General features: G+C 36.2%; 18 protein-coding genes. 11 read left to right on the plus strand and 7 right to left on the minus strand.

The window, feature by feature from the left end; genetic code table 11:
* Nucleotide 1: 1 nt before the first annotated feature.
* The 4 genes from IPK91_08820 to IPK91_08835 form a co-directional block, all read right to left on the minus strand.
* Nucleotides 2–538, minus strand: a complete 537-nt coding sequence (locus IPK91_08820; protein MBK8297360.1) for an ArsR family transcriptional regulator — start codon at nt 536–538, stop codon at nt 2–4.
* 29 nt (nt 539–567) lie between these two features.
* Complete coding sequence (locus IPK91_08825) at nt 568–1,644, minus strand: hypothetical protein (protein ID MBK8297361.1); 1,077 nt, start codon at nt 1,642–1,644, stop codon at nt 568–570.
* Nucleotides 1,645–1,747: 103 nt separating this feature from the next.
* On the minus strand, nt 1,748–2,164 hold the full coding sequence (locus IPK91_08830) for an SET domain-containing protein-lysine N-methyltransferase (GenBank protein MBK8297362.1): 417 nt from the start codon (nt 2,162–2,164) through the stop codon (nt 1,748–1,750).
* 141 nt (nt 2,165–2,305) lie between these two features.
* Nucleotides 2,306–4,021 (minus strand): hypothetical protein, encoded by a 1,716-nt coding sequence (locus IPK91_08835; protein MBK8297363.1) that lies wholly within the window; start codon nt 4,019–4,021, stop codon nt 2,306–2,308.
* 225 nt (nt 4,022–4,246) lie between these two features.
* On the opposite strand from IPK91_08835, the gene IPK91_08840 reads away from it, so the two are divergent.
* The 3 genes from IPK91_08840 to IPK91_08850 are packed head-to-tail and all read left to right on the plus strand — an operon-like array spanning nt 4,247 to nt 6,789.
* Nucleotides 4,247–5,113, plus strand: a complete 867-nt coding sequence (locus tag IPK91_08840) for a nuclear transport factor 2 family protein (protein ID MBK8297364.1) — start codon at nt 4,247–4,249, stop codon at nt 5,111–5,113.
* Nucleotides 5,114–5,160: 47 nt separating this feature from the next.
* Nucleotides 5,161–6,468, plus strand: a complete 1,308-nt coding sequence (locus IPK91_08845; protein MBK8297365.1) for an ester cyclase — start codon at nt 5,161–5,163, stop codon at nt 6,466–6,468.
* Between the two features lie 27 nt (nt 6,469–6,495).
* Complete coding sequence (locus IPK91_08850; GenBank protein MBK8297366.1) at nt 6,496–6,789, plus strand: hypothetical protein; 294 nt, start codon at nt 6,496–6,498, stop codon at nt 6,787–6,789.
* 73 nt (nt 6,790–6,862) lie between these two features.
* Here IPK91_08850 and IPK91_08855 read toward each other — a convergent pair whose 3' ends face one another.
* Nucleotides 6,863–8,083 carry an O-antigen ligase family protein gene (locus tag IPK91_08855; protein MBK8297367.1) on the minus strand — a complete coding sequence of 407 codons (1,221 nt, stop codon included), beginning with the start codon at nt 8,081–8,083 and terminating at the stop codon, nt 6,863–6,865.
* A 127-nt stretch (nt 8,084–8,210) separates the two neighbouring features.
* Between IPK91_08855 and pheS the strand changes: the two genes are divergently transcribed.
* The 7 genes from pheS (at nt 8,211) to IPK91_08890 (ending at nt 16,631) form a co-directional block, all read left to right on the plus strand.
* On the plus strand, nt 8,211–9,233 hold the full coding sequence (gene pheS, locus IPK91_08860; GenBank protein MBK8297368.1) for a phenylalanine--tRNA ligase subunit alpha: 1,023 nt from the start codon (nt 8,211–8,213) through the stop codon (nt 9,231–9,233).
* 15 nt (nt 9,234–9,248) lie between these two features.
* A complete protein-coding gene (locus IPK91_08865; GenBank protein MBK8297369.1) occupies nt 9,249–10,580 on the plus strand; it encodes a histidine--tRNA ligase in 1,332 nt (443 codons plus the stop codon).
* Between the two features lie 85 nt (nt 10,581–10,665).
* Nucleotides 10,666–11,832 carry an ATP-binding protein gene (locus IPK91_08870; protein MBK8297370.1) on the plus strand — a complete coding sequence of 389 codons (1,167 nt, stop codon included), beginning with the start codon at nt 10,666–10,668 and terminating at the stop codon, nt 11,830–11,832.
* Between the two features lie 407 nt (nt 11,833–12,239).
* Nucleotides 12,240–13,469: a transglycosylase SLT domain-containing protein gene (locus IPK91_08875; GenBank protein ID MBK8297371.1), complete on the plus strand. Its 1,230-nt coding sequence runs from the start codon at nt 12,240–12,242 to the stop codon at nt 13,467–13,469.
* Nucleotides 13,470–13,603: 134 nt separating this feature from the next.
* Nucleotides 13,604–14,410 carry a DUF3108 domain-containing protein gene (locus IPK91_08880; protein ID MBK8297372.1) on the plus strand — a complete coding sequence of 269 codons (807 nt, stop codon included), beginning with the start codon at nt 13,604–13,606 and terminating at the stop codon, nt 14,408–14,410.
* A complete protein-coding gene (locus IPK91_08885) occupies nt 14,411–15,010 on the plus strand; it encodes a DUF4230 domain-containing protein (GenBank protein ID MBK8297373.1) in 600 nt (199 codons plus the stop codon).
* A gap of 331 nt (nt 15,011–15,341) precedes the next feature.
* Nucleotides 15,342–16,631, plus strand: coding sequence for a hypothetical protein (locus IPK91_08890; GenBank protein MBK8297374.1), 1,290 nt, complete (start codon nt 15,342–15,344; stop codon nt 16,629–16,631).
* Nucleotides 16,632–16,808: 177 nt separating this feature from the next.
* On the opposite strand, the gene IPK91_08895 is transcribed toward IPK91_08890, so the two are convergent.
* The gene (locus IPK91_08895; protein MBK8297375.1) at nt 16,809–20,459 is read right to left on the minus strand and encodes a T9SS type A sorting domain-containing protein; all 3,651 of its coding nucleotides are present in this window, start codon (nt 20,457–20,459) and stop codon (nt 16,809–16,811) included.
* 90 nt (nt 20,460–20,549) lie between these two features.
* The gene (gene ligA, locus IPK91_08900) at nt 20,550–22,670 is read right to left on the minus strand and encodes an NAD-dependent DNA ligase LigA (protein MBK8297376.1); all 2,121 of its coding nucleotides are present in this window, start codon (nt 22,668–22,670) and stop codon (nt 20,550–20,552) included.
* A gap of 490 nt (nt 22,671–23,160) precedes the next feature.
* Between ligA and IPK91_08905 the strand changes: the two genes are divergently transcribed.
* Complete coding sequence (locus IPK91_08905) at nt 23,161–23,682, plus strand: hypothetical protein (GenBank protein MBK8297377.1); 522 nt, start codon at nt 23,161–23,163, stop codon at nt 23,680–23,682.
* Nucleotides 23,683–23,729: the final 47 nt, after the last annotated feature.

Consider the following 23,729-nt stretch of genomic DNA (forward strand, 5'->3'; position numbering starts at 1 on the left):
TCTAAACTTTTGCTGACCACAACAATAAAGGCTCTTCATCTTTTAAAATTTTGAGCATGGCTTTATCACTTCTATTTTCAAAAAGCAAAAAACGAATTTTGCGATGAATCAATTGTTCAACTTTGTCTACTAATTGAACTAAATATTCTTTATCTGGACGGCCTATAATGATTAAATCGATGATCTCACTGTCTTTGCCTTTACTAAAATCACCGGTAAGGTATACTTCTTCAACTGCCCCAAGCCGCTCAATAACTTTTTCAGTAATCTGATCAATACCTAAATGTTTCAATAAGATATTGTGAATTTCATCAAATAAAGGATGACCCGTATTTGCTTTAAAGTACTTTCGATTTCCTTTGGTTTCACTGGATAACAAGCCTGCTTTTTCAAGCCGATTTAATTCCAGTCGGATGCCATTGCTGGATTCTCCAAATTCAGATTCCAGACTTCGTAAATACGTGGTATTTCTGCTATTGAGAAAAAACTTCAATAATAGCTTAATTCTGGTTTTCGAAGAAATTAAAACCTCTATCATATTTGAGCAACAAAATTACTCATTCTTGATTAATTTTGAATACTCTCTTTGTAGAATTTTCGAACAAAAATGAGGGCTGAAGCCAATAACATTCCATATAATACCCCTAATATCAAGGATTTAAATAAAATTAAACGACTGACTTTCAATGGCATAATGGGCAGGTCTATGGCTTGGATAAATGGGGTTTTGTGATCTAATGCATAGGATGCAATTTCCTTGTTTTTTAAAGCCTCTCCGTAAATAAGCTGTAACATTTTAATATCCTGATCCAGAATTGTCTTGGGGACTTCTTCTTTAAGTAACCAGGCTGCACGGTAACTATCCTTCAAATCTGCCAATCCATATTGTTTATTGTGGAGGAGTTTACGGAGAGAATCTGTCTTAGAGGCCAAATCATCATAGGTCTGCTTCTGTTTTTCAATGGTTTTATTGATGTAAAATTGGCTCATTTTGTCAAACAGTCGATTTGCCAATTCATAAGCAAGCACCTCCTCGGTACATTGGACATTGAGTTTCATGATACTTGTTTTCTCACTGACCGCTGTAGTGAGCATTGATAGAAACAAAGCATGCAATTGTTTTAAGGCAGCGTTTTCAAGTCTGGTAAATGCCTCGACTTGATGATGCTTAAACTGAAATCCTTTTAATGGGTTCTCAATGAAATAATATGCCTTGGCCCCCCATTTTCCATGTGTTTCTAATTCTTTAATCAGGTGATTTGCAATAAAATCGGATTTCCCATATACGGTACAGGAATCAAAAAAGACTTTTTCTGCTATATTTCTAGATTTACCGAGCTCCAATATTTTTTGAAGATTTACCTCATCCCCATGCGAACCTAACAATCCGCCAAATTCACTTAAAACGGCACTGAGACCTCCGGCTTGGTTTTGATCTTCATTCAACATAAAACTAAGCTCTGCTTCATAAATTTTTGGATTAGACCAATAAAACCAAAAACCATAAAGCAATCCTACCGCTAAAAATGCATAACACAGCTTTCGATGATTTCGCAATTCATCCAAATAGCGGCGAACATTCAAAACAAGGTCTTTAATCGTACTGTAGTCAGCTGAGGGAGCTTGTGGCTTGTTTTGATTCATGCATAGGTATATTCATATGCAAAAATAGTTTAATTTGTAGAAGCCCGTAATTTATTTATGCACATTAAGTGGAACCCATTTTCAATCCAACAGCTCCTTCCAATTATTCATCAGAAGATACAATGGTGCCATAGTCAATCAATAGTTCTTCCCCAACTTCAATGGCTCGAAGCGCTTCAAATTCAAGTCCGTCATCAACCGATTTAATATTGGGTTCTGTGCTGTGATTTAAAAATAGACTTAAGTCCATAGCTTTAAATCCTTTGGTTGGCACATAATAATGACTTTCATTAAAGAGACAATAGGTTTCAATTAAGTATCGGGACGACTCTGGCAAGTCTGCAACTTCTTCAAAGCTCAATTCAGTCCATTCCCCTTCCTCTTTTGAAAAGAAATCCCTGCAACCCTTTGGAATGGGTTTGATTGCAAAGACACCGATGCCATGTATTGTAGATGGTAAAATGCGAACATAGGTTTGAAATTGCAATTCTTTTAATAATTCCAGTTTCTTTTCTGACATCCTGCAAGTTTACAAATAAGAATTGAACGAAAAATTAAAATCCGCTGATTCGATGATTTTATCAATTATAAAATCAGATATGTACTCCAGTTATCGAGATTTATAAAAAATGATTTACTTAGAGCTCAATATTGTGTTCCCTTATTTTATTCTGGAACCCGTTAATTGAGTATCAGAATTTGCCCAAACAATTTTTAATTGTTCCTCAACTTGATGCAAGGATTTTAAATCTTTTTTAAGTTTATATGCATTTTTCAACCCATGCAATGCCCAGCCATTTTTAGGCCACCAGCTTAAATCTTTATTATACACTTCAATTGCCTCATCAATCGTTCCGGATTCAATTAGCACTGCGCCCAGATGATGTCGAATTGAAAAAAACCAATCGGGTGGTTCATTATAATTTAAAGCATCTTCAAGTACTACTGCTTCTTTCAACAGCGCAATGCTTTCATCAAATTTATTTTCAGTTGAAAAGAATTCAGCGCGCAATACTTTTTCTGCTATTTGCACAATCGTTTGAACAGAATTTATATACCAAATTGTAATTTCTTTCAAGCTGCTATCATTTGCAAATTTTGTTAAGCTTTCCAATTCTATTTTAGCATTTAATAAGTCTTTCTTTGCCAAATATGCAAATCCTCTAGCATAATGCCGAATGGCCTCTGGATATTTTAAATCTTTGTTTTCATTTTCCATTTGCAGAATTTCGTTCCATTGCCCAAATTTGATTTTTACAAAATAAGGGATTACATAATAATGTTGTAAGGTGCCCCAAACCGGATCCTTCATTAATTCGCGATCTGCATGATCACTTACTTTTTGTGCAGCTTTTGTTGCCCATTCCTTATTTCCCTCCATGGTTGCTGTTGCTGCTAAAAAATGATAATTGTGGGGATAGTATCCCAATGGATAAACTCCCTGTGCATGACATGCACTCACATATTGGCTATCAATCTCAACTGCCCTGATATTTGCAATAGATCCCAAATGATAATCTCCTGTTCTAATATAAATATGAGACGGCATATGTACCAGATGTCCTGCATTGGGAACTAAACCATCATCAAATAACTGTGCACTTTTTAAACCACGTTGTGGATTATATGAAGCTTCCACGGCATGGATATAAAAATGATTAAGGCCCGGATGTTTTGGGTATTTTTTTAAAAGTCTTTCAAGAATTTCAATAATTTCAGGAGTCCACTCTTTTGGGTTTCCTTGTTTATCCCATAAATCCCAAGGATGTAAATCCATGATAGACTCCGCATACAAAGCTGCAATTTCAGGGTCATCTGGATAGTTGGTATAAACTGTTTTCATCCGGGCTGAATACATACTATCTAAAGTAGTTCGCACTTCAGGAACTTCTTTTGTATACCGACTTGATAAAGCCCATATAAGATCCTTCTCTCTTTGAGTGCCATTGATAACCAGGCTCAAAGCCTGTTGAACTGCTAAATAAGCACGCTGGTAATTATCGGGTTCCATGCCTCCATTGTAATTTGGACCCAAGACATAGGCAAATCCCCAGTAGCACATGGCACAAGTACTGTCAATTTTACTTGCATAGTAAAATGACCGGGCTGCCTCAGCATGGTTAAATGCATACGATAAGATAAGTCCCTGATCAAAATACTTCTGTGCTTCCGGAATGTTCGTTTGAATTGGATAATGCAAAGAACCAAGTCCTTCAAATAATGGGGCCGTATTATTTTCAAGATACCATGCTGCATCCGTTGTTTTGGCAGCACACAAGACCGGTCTATTCAAATCATTAACTGGCAAGGCTTCCTTTTGATTACTCTTACATGCCAATAAAAGAAGAACAATGTAAATAAGCTTAGGACTCATCATTTTTTTTGTTAAAAATACAGCCTTTCCCAAAATTGAACATACCATAAATATGTGATTATTTGACATTTTTTTAAATGCAACAAAGATAATGATTGGCATACCATAAGATTTTTTTCTATTCTAAAATCCAATTTCCATTTCATTGCGTAAATACCTTCAATTTAAACCAACATTTAAAATGAACTATTTAAAACTTAATATTTCTAATAAATTTAAAACAAAAAGATGAAAACCAGTACTTGTTTAACCTACCTCTTTTCCGGAATGCTCCTGTTTAATGCTTGCACAGGCTCATCCAATCTTTCCAGAGATGAAGCCAATATCCGAAAAGCATATGCTGCTATCATGCAAAAAGATTTTACTGCATTTGCTGCATTGTGTAGCGCAGACTACACTGAACTAGCTTTGGGCCCAGAGCCTATAAAAGGAATTGAAGCAAGCATCGCCCAATACAAAGTATTTCTAGATGCATTTCCAGATACCAAGTTTGAAATTCAATCGATAGTTCCGGCTGGACCCAATCGCTATTTTTTACAAATTCATTTAACGGGTACAAATACAGGAAATTTTATGAATTTTCCAGCTACCAATAAAAAAATTGACGTTCAGGACATGGATATCATCACATTAAATGCAGAAGGAAAATGCAATTCACATTGGAGTGCAAATCCGAATGCATCCCTGAGTCAAATTGGATATGGCTTTTTAAACAATCCAAATACCATGCTGGTAACTGCAGCTTATGAAGCATTTGGTAAGGGAGATATTCCAGGTTTATTAGCACTTTGCAATGAAGATATAACTTTTGAAATTCACGATCGCACATTTGATTCTAAAATCAGAACATTTAAAGGCAAAGAAGAAGTAAGTAAATTTTTTACAGAATTAAATAGCAAAATAAAGTATAGTAAATTTCAACCCAGCCGGTTCTTAGCAGATGGTGATGATGTTTTTATAAAAGTAGATGTAAACTATACCAATGCTTCTAATAAGAAAAATTACAGCGACAGCTATGCACACCAATTCAAGGCGACCAATGGTAAATTAAGCTATTTCAAAGGAATGGATGGGATGGCAATGGAATTACAATGAAGAATGAAGAATTAAAAATTAAAAACTAAAAACTAAAAAATATAATCATGAAAATAAAATTTGTCTACGTGTTGTTAGTACTTATTCTAAGTGCTAAGAGCATGCATGCTCAGGAAAAGAAAGCTGGTAAAATTGTGAGTGACTATTTTGCCTTACTTGATGCGGGAAATTTGGATGCCGTTGGAAACTTACTTACAGATGACTTCCAGGCTATTGCACCCTTTTCGCCCAAACCTTTTGTAAAAACTGCTTGGAAAGCTGTTGGTCAAACGTTAAAAGCAGCTTATCCTGATATGAAACACGCAAACACGTATTGGTTTGCTGATGATAACTGGGTAGCGGTACGCGGTGAATTTACTGGAACAAACAAAGGTGCCATGTTTGGACAAGCTGCAACCAACAACAAAGTGCGTGTACCGATCACCGTCCTTTTTGAATTGAATGGCAAGGGGTATATTAAATCTCTTACTACTCAATTTGATCAAAAATTGCTTGAAGAACAGTTGATGTCAGGAAATGCCAATCCTAAAATGAACGCAGAAAAAACAGTGCGGGAATTGTTTGCAATGATGGATGCAGGAAACTCAAATCAATTCTCAAATTACTGTAGCGCTGACTTTAAAATCATGAATCCTTTTGTAACGGAACCTTCTCCTATACAAGCTTTTCAAGGCATCTTGGTAACACAAAAAACTGCATTCCCTGATATGAAACATGAAATTACTGAACTGATAACGGATGGCAAATATGTAACCACCAAAGGAATTTTTAAAGGGACCAATACCGGCAGTATGATGGGAAACCCTCCAACTGGAAATAAAGTAAATCTCCCATTTTTGGTTTTGGATGAACTAGATGCTATGGGTAAAATTAAAAACCGTTTTGTTCAATTTGACGGCAAATCATTTGATGCCCAGATTATGGCAGGCATCAATCCAAATACTGCAAAAGAAAAAATCATTCTGGAATTAATGAAAGCTGCTGATGCGGGAGATGTAGCAAAATTTGAAAGTTTCTGGGATCGACAAGGAAAAAGTTACTTTGGCAATCAAGAAAACAATCTTGAAGAAACCAAACAACGAATTCTCGCATTTAAAACCGGAATTCCAGATGTACATCGAGTCGTTGATGAAATTTTGGTTTCTGGAAATCAGCTCGTCGTACATGGTACATTAACAGGAACCCATACTGGTAAATTTATGGGAAAACCTGCAACGAACAACCCTATAAAAATAGGATGGTTGGCTGTCTATAAATTAAATGAATCCAATAAAATTGAATCCGGCAGAGTAGAATTTGATTCAGCCGCATTTAACGAGCAATTGCAAAAGCAAAAAATAAAATCTAAAAAATAATTTTTTAATCATTTAAATTAAATTACCATGCGTACCATGTTGCGATGTTCTCTTGAAGTGAACGCTTCCAATAAAGCACTTACTGAAGGCCGTTTACCAGCCATTGTCGGAAAACTTATGGAACTTACCAAACCAGAAGCAGCCTATTTTACTGCGGATGGAGGTCAACGGACTATCTACGTTTTCTTTGATATGAAAGACTCTTCAGAAATTCCACCTATTGGCGAACTTATGTTTACAAATTTTAATGCTCGAGTTGAATTTCAACCGGTTATGAATCAGGAAGAACTTCAAAGAGGACTAATGAATATTGTGAAATAATTGAAGGAATTTTTCATATTGTAATTTTTAAAGCAATTAATTTAAAATGAGGTCCCCGGGCCTCATTTTATTTTTACTTTGTTTTTATTTTTGAATTCCCCTCAAATTGCATCCAGGCCCAGGAGGCAAGACTTATAAATACAAACATGCCACATCCCATTTGAGTACCCAAAGTGTATTCAAACAAAAAGGAGAATATTAAAACGACCTGGATGCTCATGATCAAATCGTTTTTACGCCATGATTTTTGAAACACACTGTAGAAAATGATACCGAGCAAAGAAATCAATCCAAAAACTCCGGTAAACGCCCAACTAAATATAAATTGATTGTGGGGAAGTTTTCCTTGTTCAAATCCATAGCATTCTAAATAGGTATTTTTAGTTGCCTGGTATAGATCTCCGATTCCGCTTCCAAAAAACGGATCGTGTTTAATCAGTTCCCAGCCCATTTGCCAGGAGACCAGTCGTTCTAAATCAGAATATAAAATCCATTTTCCTCGAGACCATTCTCCCAATTGCCAAATGCTGTAATAAAATTTATTCTGCAAACTCGGAATAAAAATAAATGCCAATACGATCAACAAGATCATTCCTAAAGCTGGTATGAGAGTATGCCAAATTTTTTGTTTTTTAAATTCCGCAACTAAATAATAGCAAAGCGCCAGATACATGCCGGCAATTCCTGTTTTGACTGATATTAAATGAATGAAGATGAAAAAATATATAAACAAAGCCAGTGCAAGATATTTTTCAAATCGATAGCGATACCCTTCAGATTTTACATACAGATGAAAACACAAGATGGCATTGATGGCAATCAACATGCTAAATCGAATGTGGGAGATCTTGTTTATAATGGGTTTGCCTTTTAATAAATCAAGATTATAGGCCTCAAAATGCCTAAAGTAATCAATGCAAATAGAAATCGAGAAAGAAAATATGGAAAGTACAAATACATAAAGAATTAAATACCACTGCGCCCTGTTTAAATTCCCATGAAAATAAAATGCAAACGGTAATAATAAAAAAGGCAAGAGCATTCTGGAAAACCAATACCAATCTTTTAAAGATTCCGACCAGAGTCCGGACAGGATGCAAGTTCCAAAAAAGAGCAGGTAACAGACTAAGTAAGGAACTTGAAATAACTTATCTAAATTATGGAGGAAGTTACGATTCCAACCAATTCTGGATTTGCTTTCATCGTACTGAAATAATATCAAAATACTTAAAATCATCACAGCAATTGAAAGCAAAGCCGGCGACCAACTGATTCCAATGGCAAATAATAACATTCCCAATGTAAATATATACGAGATAGACCGGGGACTTTTAAAGAAGTTGAGGAAGCGTTGCATTCGAAGGGCTAAACTTTTGATTGTCTTGCTTATCAGTTACCTTTGCGCGACAAATGTAATTACAATGTCGCAGGATTGGTTTGCAGAAATAAAACGGATGATCGAAGCTATTCAGTCTTTTGAAATAAAAGATGCAGCCAGTCTTGAACAATTCCGACTCCAGTTTCTTGGATCAAAAAATTTGATAAAACCTCTATTTGCCGGAATTGGCAAAATCCCCAACGAATTAAAAAAAGAATACGGCCAATTAGTCAATGAAGCGAAAATCCTTGCCGAAGAACGGTTTGAATCATTTAAAGAACTCAAGGAAGCTGCTCCTGCCTCCGAAGCATCCAAGTTAGATTTAAGTTTGCCGGTGCAATTAATGTCAAATGGTACCAGACATCCAATTTCCCAGGTTTTGGAGCGAATTGTTGGCATTTTTAATAAAATTGGCTTTGAAATCGTAGAAGATCGTGAAATTGAAGATGACTGGCACAATTTTACAGCCTTAAATACACCGGATGACCACCCGGCCAGAGATATGCAGGATACCTATTACCTCCGCGATTTTGGAAACATGCTGCTCCGAACCCATACCTCCTCAGTCCAAACCCGCTATATGGAGCAAAACCAACCTCCCATTCGAATTTTAGCTCCCGGTCGGGTTTATCGCAACGAAACCATCTCTGCCCGCTCGCATTGCCAGTTTCATCAAGTTGAAGGTTTATATATTGATAAGAATATCAGCATGGCAGATCTCAAGCAAACTTTGCTTTTTTTTGCCAAAGAAATGTATGGAACTGAGGTCCGCATGCGGCTTCGACCCTCTTATTTTCCATTTACAGAACCCTCTGCTGAAATGGATATTTACTGGGGACTTAAAGACGAAACCGATTACCGGATTACTAAAGGAACCGGTTGGCTGGAAATTCTGGGTTGCGGCATGGTCGATCCGGCTGTGCTGAGCAATTGTGGAATTGACCCGGAGGTGTATTCAGGTTTTGCCTTCGGCATGGGAATCGAACGCCAGGCGATGTTACTTCATAAAATTCCAGACATCCGCTATTTCTTTGAAAATGATCAACGCTTTTTAAATCAGTTTTAATTAAGATTCATCAACATGAAAAAACCTTCTTTAGCAAAAGGTACCCGTGATTTTTTACCCTTACAGGCCAATCGAAGGAAGTTTATTTTTCAAACGATTGAATCCGTTTTTAAAAATTATGCTTATCAGGCCCTGGAAACTCCGGCCATGGAAAACTTAAGCACACTGACCGGAAAATACGGTGATGAAGGAGACAAGTTATTATTTAAAATAGTGAATAGTGGGGATTATTTAAAAGATGCTCCCGATGAATTTGTGCAAGAAAAAAATTCAAATAAACTCCTTCCATTTATCTCAGAAAAAGGACTCCGGTATGATTTAACCGTACCCTTTGCCCGAGTGGTAGCTATGAATCAAAACAGCATCCATTTTCCATTTAAACGATATCAAATCCAACCGGTTTGGCGAGCCGATCGACCCCAGCGCGGGCGATACCGTGAATTCTACCAATGCGATGCCGATGTAGTTGGTTCAAACTCCTTGCTGTACGAAGCGGAATTAATTCAAATTTATGATCAGGTCTTTAGCACTTTAAAAATTCCGGTCAACATCATTTTTAATCATCGCAAAATATTGGAAGGGGTTGCCAGTCAAGCAGGTTGCATTGATCAATTTATGAACATGACGCTTGAATTAGACAAATTGGATAAAATCGGACCGGTAGAAGTTAAAAATAATCTGATGCAATTGGGCATTGCAGCGGATCAAGCAGACTGGATTTTAAAAATTACTGCATCAGAGAATTTGGAAGATTTCAATTTTAATGAGCTTGCCATTCAAGGTAAAAACGAACTTCAAAAAATCCTTGCATTTAATACAAACTATCGCTACGGTCAAACTTTAAAATTTTCTGCTTCACTTGCGCGTGGTTTAAGTTATTATACCGGCTGTATTTTTGAAGTAGTACCCACTACAGTCAAAATGGGCAGTCTCGGCGGTGGAGGACGCTATGATAATCTGACCGAAGTATTTGGATTGCCAGATGTATCCGGAGTAGGCATTTCCTTTGGAGCAGATCGGATTTACGACGTTTTAGAAGAGCAAAATTTATTTCCAATAGAAATTTCCCAGGCAGTGCGAGCACTCTTCATAAGTTTGGATGAGCAAAGTTTGCAAGTGTCGTTTGAGCTAGCAGGCAAACTCCGAAAATCTGACATAGCCGTTGAAGTGTATCCAGAGGCTGCTAAAATTAAAAAACAGTTTAGCCATGCCGAAAAATTAGGAGTCCCTTTCGTGATAATTATTGGAGAGGAAGAACGTATGAATCAAACCGTTTTAATAAAAAACCTTCATTCAGGAAATCAAGAACGCATCGCTTCCACGGAGCTTATAAATGCTTTGTTATGAGCCCGCATTTAGATGCCTCTTATTAATTTGTTCTGAATAATTAACCCTGCATATTTAAATTTTAATATTAAATTTGCAGGGATCTATGAAATTAATACCCCGTTTGATTGAAAAGGAGATTCTTAGTTTAATTGTTCATTTTCCAGCAATTGTACTAGTGGGTCCAAGACAAGTTGGCAAGACAAGCTTGGTAAAAGGTTTAGACAAAAAACTAAAAAAACCAATCGAATACATTGATTTAGAAAATCCGGAAGCAATGAACCAACTTAGTAATCCGGTACTTTTCTTAGATTCCTTAAAGAACAAACTGGTGATTCTGGATGAAATTCAAAGAGAGCCAGAACTGTTCCCAACGCTCAGAAGTCTTATTGATATGTTCCGTAAACCTGGTAGATTTATATTATTAGGTTCTGCCAGTCCAGAATTAATCAGGGATACCTCAGAATCATTAGCTGGTAGAGTAGCCTACCTGGAGATGCATCCTCTGTTTTTAAACGAATTACCGGCAATTTTCGACTACAAGAAATTATGGATTCGTGGCGGTTTCCCTAACGCTCTCTTTGCAAAAAACGACACACAAAGTTTAATCTGGAGAGAACATTTTATAAGAAGTTATCTGGAACGTGATTTACCCTTATTGGGACTTAAAACCGATCCTATTTTAATTCGACGATTGTGGACAATGTTGGCTCATTTACATGGCCAATTATTAAATCTGTCAACAATTGCAAATAGTCTGGATATCAGTGTCCCCACTGTAAGACGCTACATAGATTTTTTAGAGTCCGCATTTTTAGTGCGACGAATCCATCCATGGTATAAAAATTCAGGAAAAAGGCTGATCAAATCACCCAAAATATATATCAGAGATAGTGGAATATTACATGCTTTACTGAGAATTGAAACATGGTATGCATTGCAATCACATCCTAGCTTAGGATTTTCGTGGGAATCCTTTGTTATTCAACAAATAGTTGGTCTATTGCCTCCACGATGTGAAATTCATTTCTACCGGACCCAGGATGGTACAGAGGCCGATTTAGTTATTAGTAAATCAGGGATTCCAGAATTATTGGTGGAAATAAAATACTCCGTGACACCAAAACCTACTAAAGGGTTTTTCATAGCACAGAAAGATTTAGAGACTAAATATCATTTTATAGTCTGTCCGATAAAAAAGTCTTACCCACTTAATGAAAATACAGAAATAATTAGCATTCAGAATTTAAACAAAATAGCTGCCATGCTCTAAGCTAATTTAGAATAAAATAGAGTTCAAAAAAATCGGTTCCAAACGTCCCTCCAAATTATTAAACACTCGTTAAAACCCAAAATGCTCATATTAAACCGGATGAATTTGGAGTTTATAAACTGAGATCGGAAACATATTAAATATAATTATAATATATATTAACATTATATTTAGCGTGTTAACGTTTCATTTTCAATAATATTCGTACCTTTGTGATCCTTCTGCGATTAAGTATATGTATTTGATTATATTTGTATAAGATCGAAGAAGGGACTACGGTTCGATTTAAGAAATTACGGCATTTTTCCATGAACAAGCTTTCGTCCATATTCATTGTATTCCTATTTGTGCTTTTGTCGCACAATGCCAATTCCCATCAGGGGTTGAGGGCTACAGGAATATTGAATTTGCTTGGAAATAAACCTGAATTTTACGAAGAAGAAGTACGTTCCCGTTTAGAATCTATGGACTGTCTGGTCTCCCTGCGTATTGAAGACGATGTGATGGACCAGGTTAGACGATTTGTTGGCCGAAATAAAGCAGCTACCCTCGAAATCCTCAAACGGACTGAAAACTATTTTCCGTTGATTGACCGGATTTTTACCGAAAACAACCTTCCAACTGACCTTAAATACCTGACCATTGTAGAATCTGCACTCCAGCTGGATGCAAAATCCCACGTTGGGGCTGCAGGAATCTGGCAATTAATGCCCGCAACGGCCCGGATCCTTAAATTACGGGTTGATGCTAAAGTGGACCAACGCTTGGATCCTGTTTTAGCAACTCAGGCAGCTGCCCTGTATTTTAAAAATCTGTATGCTATGTTTAATGACTGGTCATTGGTCATTGCGGCTTACAATTGTGGAGAATACAAGGTAAAAGATTTACTCGAATCCAGTAAAGCCACTGACTTTTGGGGAATTAAAAAGCTTTTACCACGCCAAACCCAACTCTTTGTACCGGCTTTTATAGGTGCCAGTTACTTTATGAAATATTACCCGGAACATAACATTGTACCGGTTATCGAAGAATTTCCAAACGAAAAAATCACCTTTGCTAAAATTTATAAGGAAGTCAATCTCCGCGATTTATTTAAGAAAACCAGCATTAAGAAAGAGCTGTTTTTAAGTCTCAATCCATCTTATAAAAGATTTAGCATTCCCGGATTAAACAGCGGTTCGTCTGTCAGTTTACCGGACGGCCTGATGGTTGAATTTGTGGACTATTACCGCTTTCAAAATAAATTTAATCCGGTTTTAGATGAAGCCCGGCTGTTGGAAGATGCAATGCCTGATCATGAAATCATTTCCTTCAACAGGCCTTTTATTTTTTCACCTGACAACATCTCCATTCAAAATCCAAGTTCAATAAATCTGGCATTTGAGTCTGCTTCTATTAAAGATATTAAAAAACAGACCGATTATAAAAAGGATTCAAACCGTCAATTGTTACGCCATCTGGTAAAGACTCGGGAATCCCTTTCGGAAATCGCCGACTTCTATCAGGTTGAATTGGAAGACCTCCTGAGCTGGAATGAACTAAATCCGTCAAAGGAACTTTTAACGGGTACTGTTTTAAAAATCTACCCTTCCAAATCAAATGTTTTGGGTCTTGAACCCAGCTTAAGCAAGGATTAAGACACAATTTCTTACATCCTTTTGAAGGAAATTCAGTTTACAACGCAGCCTTTTCATTTATTATTTGTTAAATTTGATAGTGCAAGCAATTATTACTGCCTGCTTTTGTTATATGGTTTAAAGCCTTGATTGAAATGAAACTACGGATCTTTATAGTCCTTTTAATAATTTCAGCCCTCGGATTTTGGTCATTTAGGCCAGCATCAGATGCTTCTGGCTTTGCATTTAGTACGGGTGAAAAATTGGTTTATAAGATTTTCTACAACTGGAATTTCGTCTGGTTGACCGCAGGTGAGGTAATATTTGAAATTAAAGACGAACCCGATTCCTATCACATCGAAGTAACCGGTAAAACCTATGCTTCCTATGAATGGTTTTATAAAGTGCGGGATAAATATCACTCGTATATCGATAAAACAACCGGCCTTCCTAAATTATACATTCGGGAAATCCATCAGGGCAATTACAGACATTATGAAAAAATTGTATTTGATTATCCAAATCATAAAGCCTATAGTTCAACGGGTCGAAGCTTTAACAATACAAAAACTTCTGAGATTGATTTAGATGGCAACTATTATGATATGATTTCAAGCATGTACTATCTGCGAAATATTGACTTAAAATCATTCCAAAATAATAAATCAACTGCTTTTAAACTCATTTTGGACAATACCAAATACGAATTAAACCTGAAATATCAAAAAGAAGATCCTGGTTTTAAAGTTAAAGAAAGTGGTACTTACAAAACCATCCACGCTATCGGTGATGTCATTTCAGGAAATGTCTTTAATGAAGGAGTTCAAATGAATTTTTGGGTTGCCAATGACTCAAACAAAATACCGGTATTGATGGAATCTCCATTGGTAGTTGGTTCAGTTAAAGGAATATTGACCTCCTACCAAAATCTTAAATATCCTTTTTCCGCCAAAATTAAATAATTGAAATACCTGTTTTATATTTTGATTGCCTGCAGTCTCGCCGGACTCGGATTCTATTTTGGAAAAAATTATAATTCGTCCAACAACATATCCAAAACAGATCAGAGTATTTTACTGGAACGCATCAAAGATGTGTTTAAAGTAGTTTATGTAGAAGCTCAGTTTAATGAGATCATCAATCACAAAGATTATACCTGGTTTGATTTAAGTCCTTTTCGAAAAACTGCCATCATTCGGGTACAAGCTACCGTTCATGCCGGCATCGATATGGATTCATCCAGATTGGAATTGGATGAACTCCATAAAACACTTAATTTTTATTTAGATACCACTCCGGTCATCCTCAGCATCGAACATAAAATGGATTATTTCGATCTCCAACAAGGCAGTTTTAATTATTTTAAACCAGAAGAACTCAGCAGTTTAGAAGAAAACGCAACATCGTATATCCGACAAAAAGCATTGCAAAGTGATTTACTCAATCGCTGTTCGTCAAAACGAAATGAAATGATCCAACTTATGGATGATTTGGCAAAGGGTGTTGGATGGAAATTAAATTTACACCCAAACAAAAAAATAAGTGCACATCATTTGAAATAGTACACTAATTTGTTGATCTCAGCATTAATAAATCTAAATTATGAGAGTAAAGTTGAATTGGGGATTAGTATTAATATTAATACATTTTTATACCAATATGGTTTACTCACAAGATCCTAACACGGATTCGGTTAGGGTATTATTTAATAAACTAAGTCAAGAGAATATTTATTTATATCAAAATGATCACATTAATGAAATCAATTTTTGGATTCAAAGTATTTATTCGATAATTGAAGTGAACAAATTTTCAAACAATATGGGCTTGAAAATGTGCCTTGATTCCAACATCCAATACCTAGATTATTACATTGATACAACAATAGGTGGTATGGATATTGCTAAAATCACTAAAATTGAACATACAATATATTTGAAATCATTAAATTTTAATCATTTGACTGAAGGAGAATTGGCAGATACACTGTTAAGTTGTAATGAAATATATTTACTTAAATTTCTATTTAAAACGATAAATTTTAAATATTTGGCAACTAAATTATCCAATTTAAATAATTGTGATTCCATAGAAGAATTCTTAAATTTATTCTATTATGACAGTATCGGGAGCGGGCGTTATTTCAATTTAACTCAAAATAATTTAAATAAAGTCAGAGGTTGTAATTTGGCTTATTCAAGATATTTATTGAGACTTAAAATGTCTAATTTAGATGAAAAAGACAGTTTACTTGAAGGTGAATACAATTGGTTTATTATTAATGATACAAGCAATGTTTATGCAAAATATATTATAAATCAAATTTATGGTGATGAGCCTGATTCACTCGAGATAAATATTAGAAATAACGATTCTTATCCTGATGACAGTACGAGAACAGCTCTGCAACAGTTGCGTGAAAATGAGGAAAAACTTCAAGACTCTTTGAATGAGATTTCACATTGGGAAAATTTATCTGAAGCCGAGAAGCATCAAATTTATGTAGCCTCTGATACCATGCTTTGGGAAGATGGCTACCCTAGTATTAGCTTGGGAGATGATGGAATGAGATTTGACAGTCTAACAAATGAAGAATTGTTTGTTTTCTTAACTTCTATTGATGCTAAATCAATTTATGATACTATTAAGTTTGAATATCAACTAAATGGTAGCCCTGATATTATTCATTTAAGGAAAGTATTTCAATTATTAGGGGATAGATATGTTTATGGATTATTCACCCCAAATGATGAGCAAATTGGTATCATTGATAATTACATGAACCTTTATTCAGATTTTATAGTAAGGGATTCTTCTTTTGCATTGGTATCAGAGTCAAAAAGTCAGATCATCAGATTGTGGGATATGGTTATCCAAAAACATTATCAATGGATTGATGAAGGTAACACTAATTTATTCGGATTTGTTTCGGCCTACCTTAATCCAATTCTTAATGAAAATATAATAATTGAAATGATTAATAATGCTGATGCAGCCCAAGCTCAAGGCGACGAAGATAAGGCCTTGAGATATATTTTGGTTATTTCAAATGTTTATTATTCTGGTAGTTTTGAAGATGAAAATAAATTAAAAAGACGTCCTGGCCGTAACGAAGTTGAAACTGAAAGATTAGCAAATCTGTATGTAATTCCAGCAATGAAAAGGTATAATTTATTAAAATAATTGAATTATAATCTCTAATAAATTTTTCAAAATAATTATAACAGAATGGAAATCAATCAATTGAATATTGCATTTTAAAATATTACAACAAAGTATTAAAAAAAATATTCTTCAATTAAAAAAGGGGCAAAAAAGTAAATTTCTTCTTGCCCCTTTGTTCCTGATAGGAACGGATTTTTATTTCTTCAACACCACTTTTTTGGCAGCAAAGTACTTATCAGATTTTATTTCCAAAATGTAAATGCCATCGGTTAAATTTTGAATACTAATTTGTTCTGCTTTTGAATTGGCCATCGAACGATTAAGGATCACTTGCCCTTGTAAATTAATCAATCGGAGTCGAGCCGTTTTATCTAAAATTTCATTGGTTGAAATCTGCAACTGTCCTTGGGTTGGATTTGGATACACCAGCAATCCCGGATCAAGTGTTTTATCGTCTGTTGCTACGGCTCCAATTTGTATTTTAAAATAATCCGTGCCATACCAACCACCGGCTCCATCTTCAACAGTAAATAAGAAGCCATCAATTTCCATATCAGCACCTTTGTGATGATAACTTAATTTGCCATCATCAATATCTTTTTGTGTAAACCTGGAACCGTAATCCAAAGGCTGTCCATTTAATAACAAATCTCCCCGTTGCGTTTTAGCTACAATGGTATAAACCAATTGGTCAGCGGTATTATCAATGTCCTGTGATTGCAACAAATCCAAACCAATGCCTTTGGTTTCGCCTGCATTCAAATACAAACCCAAATTATTTAAATTGAATGGATTGTTTACAATGAGATCCGAACAAATATCTAATTTGAAATTATTAAATTCTGCAAAGCCTGATAAAAAATTATCAGTTGCCAGTTCAATCCGCCAATCTCCTTTTTTATTTTCACCAATAAATTTACTTAAGGATTCTAAAGGCTGGATCAGCTTTCCTTGAATGGGCGGACAGCCTCCTGCCAATAAAGTAACTGAAGCATCGTCATCAAAGCTGCAATCAAAATTGCTGGTAACACCGCAATTTTTATCAAATAATTTTACTTTAGTGCCCAAGGGGCTTACCAGAGTGAGGCTCACACTATTTATACCCACTGCAGTGGCTTCAAAATTTTTCACATTGACATCGCTGATAAATCCCGCATCGGGTATGGTAAGCATCATGGATCCGGTTCTGTTTGATTTTAAGCTAATCACATTTCCTATATAATCCGTTTCAATACATGCTTTATTGATTGTATGAAATGCAGCCGGTGTGGTTGGTCCACCATCACCGCAGCGGTTTACAGGAATGATTCTCCAGTAGTATAATTTGTTTTCTTCAAAGAAAAAATTTGGCTTAAAGGTCGAACCTTTAATTCCTTTTAATGTGTAAACAATTGTATTTCCAAACACAGGTGAACTTGCAATTTCCAAATTATAGGATTCTGCATTCACGCTTGGATTCCATTTAAATTCAATAGATTGAGCCAAACCTGAAAGTCCATCAGCAGGATAAATTGTTTTTACCGCTGTGTAATCCACGCTGACCAAATCCAATTCAATGGATTCTCTTAAGGTATCTCCATTGGGTGTGATTGCAGCAATAACCAAGGTGTTGATTCCTGATGTGACCACATTGGTAAAATCCAAATGCAATACATTTGATCCATTGACATCAAATGACGATTGATCAAAACGATAGCTTGAATTATCCGGTAATCCACTTTCAACAAAAATCTGCATGTTGCCTGAAATCTTTGCTGCACATGAGTGAACCTGGATATCTGTTTTGGTAGGAACACAAACTCGCAACGATTTGGGTGCAACACCAAATAAAAGCTTTGGAGATACCGAGCTGCGAATTCGAATATCTTGATCAGATACATCAAAGAAAATATTTCCAACTGATTCAACCAAGATTCGTGCTCGTGAAGAACCGATTAATGAATCAGGAATTGTAACCAATTCCTCTCCATCATTATCCGTATTTAATGCCAACGGAATTAAATTATCCGGATTGGTTCGATTAGGCATTAAATAAACATTTACATTCTTACAGTTCACCAGCGATTTATCAGTATTGGCAACGTCCCAACGAATCTTATTACATAAATCGGTATAGAGTGTATCTAAAGTAGATTCATTTGGAAAAACAACCGCAAAAGGCCCGGCTGATTCCAACGCTTTAAATCCAATTTGTTTCCAGGCAGTACCTCCTGCCCCAGCATGATTGTCTCTTGCAGTAAACCGGAATGTAATTTGTCTGTCAACAGTTGGCAAAACTTCTGTACGCTCAAAATTTGCTTTGGTAAGAATGGTATTCCAAACAGGAACAATTCGAATGGGATTATTATTTGGGAAAATGGATTTAAACAAAGGTCCTTCTTCGGTCAATGAGGGTTCACCCAACATCGGACCATAACCTCCTGCATCGTATTGTTCCCAGTTATAGGTCATGGCATCGTTTTCCATATCTGTTGCTCTACCACTCAATTTAAATGGAGTTCTGATCGGAATATAGAGCCCTGAAGGAAATAGTATTTCTGGTTGAGGATAACTGTTGTTTGTTGGTGTGGTTGTTCCGCATGAACCAATTTCATTTCTTGTAAAATTGTAAATGCGTTCGACACTGTTTACGTGAAAAAAATTAGGATGTGGTCCGTTGCCTGGTTCTACATTTAAACCGGCACCACACAAGCCACTGTAAGACATAATGGTTGTACCACTTCCTGGCTCATACGAAGTGCCTGATTCATTTCCATTGCAATTGGAGAAGGTATGCGAAGCATTGAATTGATGCCCCATTTCATGGCAAGTGATTCGTTGACTGACATATGCAATGTCGGAAGTATACCAACAGGTCACGCCACCCCCTTTGTTGTCGTTGCATACGCATCCTAAAAATGCAATGCCCCCAACATCAGTACAGCCAATGGTATAGATATGACCAATGTCATAAGCTGATCTTGGAATTTTAGCATTGATGATGCTGGTGTTGATTCCTAAAGTAGCACCACCCATCGTAGGTTGTGGGTAAGGGTCTGCATTCCCGTCTAAATAGATCAAGCGGTCATTGGATGCAATTAAACTTAAATGGACCGCAATATCTTTTTCATAAACTGCATTGATCAATGATAAGGAAGCAACCATTTTGTCCAATGCCAGGGCAAGGGTTCCTCCGCCTAAATCGCCACGTCCTCCCCAATCTCCCGTGCAGGTTAAAGCCAATCGGTATGTTTTTAATTCAACCGGAGTGCCCAAAATGCCCCCGGTTCTGGATTGTAATTTTTGTTCGACTTGTGGATCAACGGGTGCTTTCACTTCGGTGATATCCTTTGTACCACAACTCAATTGAACTGGATCATTTAATCGCAGGTCATTGGAATAAAATACCCCATACCCATTTAAATTACTCCGGTCGTAAGCTTCGATAACTACATCGCCTTGCTCTGTGAGGATATACGCCTGAAAACTGTAAGGAGAAATGGACATCCGCATGTAATGGCTGCCATCACTTCCTTTATAGGTTTTTATTTCTGGATATTTATCAGCAAGACCCTGCTCCATAACAGGAGATTCCTGAATGTAAAAGGTATGCAGGCTGCCATCCGGAAAAGGCAATTGAATAGGCACAGCATGAGAAGAACCTGATTCCAGAGGAACCTGCTGAATTAGAAATTGCCGAAACGCTTCGTGGTTTAGTTCAAAAAACTGAACCCGTTCCAATTTATTCCAATCACTGCCACTCTTAAGAGCTGGTTTGGTATTGGAATGATTCCAAAATGCATTTTGAGCCTGAATAAAGCTAGCCAAGCTTAATAAGATGGTAAGGAGTAAAAATCTTGTTTTCATTGTTGAAGGATTACCTACTGTATGGTATTATATAACGCACAAATTAGGGAAACGTTGGCGCTGATTTTCAATTTTATCCCAAAATACCGCCTAGTTTGTACGGATTTTTTCTAAAAATTCTGCTTCCGTTAGTATTTCTACAGTGCCCAATGCCCTGGCTTTTGTCAACTTTGAACCAGCATTCTCACCAACCACCAGGATATTGAGGTTTGAACTTACGGCCGACAAGGTCTTGGCTCCAGCTTTTTCAGCCAAATCCTGGGCTTCCTTGCGATCCATTTGGCTCAAGGTGCCCGTAAATAAGATGGTCTTACCTGCAAAAGGCGAATCCGATGAAAACTGTCTGGGTCTATCTTCGTCTGTTTGAACCATGTTTACCCCCAAAGATTCCATTTCCCGGAGCATGGTCACATTTTTCGGATTTTCAAAAAAGCGAATGATGTTTTGACCAACTACCGGACCAACATCTTTAATGGCCATGTATTTTTCCAAAGGCCAATGTTCCAGGTCCAGCACATTGGGTAGATGTTCCGCAATCAATTTGCTAACTTTTTTTCCTAAATGATGGATACACAAACTGTGTAATAAGCGATGAATGGGATTGTGTTTCGCCTTTTCAATAGAAATCCGCAATTTTTCTGCAGACTTTTCACCCATCCCTTCCAATTGTGCAATTGCTTTGTAATCCAATTTATAAATATCATCCATCTGACTGATCCATTTCAAATCAAAAAATCGTTCGATGAGGGACTTTCCCAATCCGTCAATGTCCATTGCATCTTTAGAAACATGATGAATTAATCGCTGAACGATTTGAGCCTCACAGAAAAAATTAGGATAACGCCAGGCGGCTTCCTCTTCTTCCCTGATTAAAGTTGTTTTACACGAAGGACATTCTTTTGGAAATTCTATGACTTTTTCTGTTCCGTTGCGCAATTCAGGAAATGCTTTGACAATATACGGTATGACATCACCCGCTCGTTCAACAAGTACCTGATCTCCATAGCGGATATCCCGTGCAGTAATAAAATCTTCATTGTGTAGCGAAACAGAAGAAACGGTCACTCCAGCTAATTGAACAGGTTCGATTTTTGCAACGGGAGTGATGCTGCCAATTTTTCCAACCTGAAATTCTATGGTAAGCAAACGGGATGTTGCCTGTTTAGCTTGAAATTTATGTGCTACAGCCCATCGGGGATGATGCGAAGTAGCGCCACATTGGTCTTGCAATCGAAGATCATTTACTTTTACCACGATCCCGTCAATATCATAGGCATATTGATCCCGTTTTTCAGTCCATTGATTGATATAAGTTATCACATCCGAAATCTGATTACACACTTTACGTTCATGCAAGGAAACTTTAAAACCAAGGGTATCCAAAATTTGCATCCAATCAGAATGTTGCTTTTGATTAAACAAGACATTTTCATTGTTTGCATCTACAGCATATGCCATTTGAAAAATAAATACATCCAAACCACGATTGGCCGTTTCAGATGCGTCTTTAACTCGTAACACGCCTGTAGCGGCATTGCGTGGATTTGCCAACAAGGCAAGTCCTTCCGTTTCTCGCGCTGCATTTATTTTCTCAAATTTTGATTTACTGATGACTGCTTCCCCGCGCAATTCTGCTTTATAAATTCCATACTTTGAAAATGCGGCTTTTAAAGGAAGCGAACGGATGGTTCTTGCATTGTTTGTGATTTCTTCTCCTTTACTGCCATCGCCCCGGGTTGCGGCCCTGATCAAATAATCATTTTCATAAATTACGGCAATGCTACCACCATCAAATTTGGGTTCTGCAAAATAGTCCAGAGAGGTTTCTGAATCCAGTCCACACAATTTGCGAACACGCGTATCAAAATCCTGAAGATCTTCTGCATTGTAAGAATTTTCCAATGACAACATTGGATTTAGATGTTCTACCGATTGAAACTGATCTACCAAATCACTGGATACTCTTTGAGTCGGTGAATCCGAAGTTTGCCAATCCGGATGTTGCGTTTCTGCATATTCCAATAGTTTATAAAGCAGATCGTATTCATAATCAGATATCAACGGATTGTCTTGTACATAATACTGCCATTCATGAAAACGGATGACTGCACGAAGGGTTTCCAATTCAGTAAAATCTGAAACGGTGTTTGTGCTTAAGAATTCTTTAGTCCGCTGAACTAATTTTTTAGTTTCTTCTGCTGTATAATGCATAGTTTGAATTGGGTTTCAAAGATAGAAAGATTCCATTAATGGAAAATTGCAAAATACGCTTTTGAATTTTTGAAATTATTTTGTGTTGAACCGATATAATTGAAAATAGTTTAATTATTTCATATTACAATTTTTTATATAATCAGGGTAAACCCTTAGTTTGCTATCAGGGTTTACCCTGATTTTTCATCTGAATTGAAAATTTTAACACAAAATATTTGGAGTTTATCAGTTGTGTGTTATATTTTTGTAAAACAATCATATTTAAGTTAAGACTTTAAATATTCTTAAAATAATTTCATATGAATAAAGTTGAGTTTACTCCACCTGACTTTTTATGGCTGTATTAAGCCAATAAACCTTAATCAGCCAATGTATAAAAAGTTATTTTACTCCTAACTATATTAAAGAAATGAGTTGGAGAGAATCAGAAATTCCCTAAATCGAAATTTTCAGTATATTATTTTTTAATTTTAAAAATCACTTCCTAATGAAATATTTAAATAACTTTAATATAACAATATTGATTTGTTGTTTAGCTTTAAATTCATGTTCAAAAAATGAAAATAATGATTCAATTCCATTTAAGAAGAGTTATTCTCTTAAAACAAGAAGTCAAAGCCTCGAAGCTATTCTATCAAATGGAATAACTTCCGCTGATGATTTAGACGTATTAAGATCAAATTCGGTCTATCCTTTCTGTGAAGTATCATCAAATTTATTTAATAACTATAAAAGCAACCTTATTTTTGATGAAGGTATACTAGCATGCGCAGGTTCATGGATTGGTCCTTCCTTGACTAAGAATCAATTCAAGATATGGTATCAAATACTGTGTCATGCTAATATTACAACGATTGAAAATTTTGGCTTTTTGGCTAACGTCCCAAATGAACAGCAATATTCCAATATTACTGGCTATGGAAATGCTGATGCATTACCTGGATATTATCAGGAAAAATTGGAAGATGATTGTGGAGAAGGATGGTCTGAATGTATTCAGCCCTTTTAAATACTCACATTTTTTTTAATTAATTATGGTGATTTTAAGTATGTATG

The organism is Saprospiraceae bacterium (genome assembly GCA_016712145.1).
Taxonomy (GTDB): Bacteria; Bacteroidota; Bacteroidia; order Chitinophagales; family Saprospiraceae; genus Vicinibacter.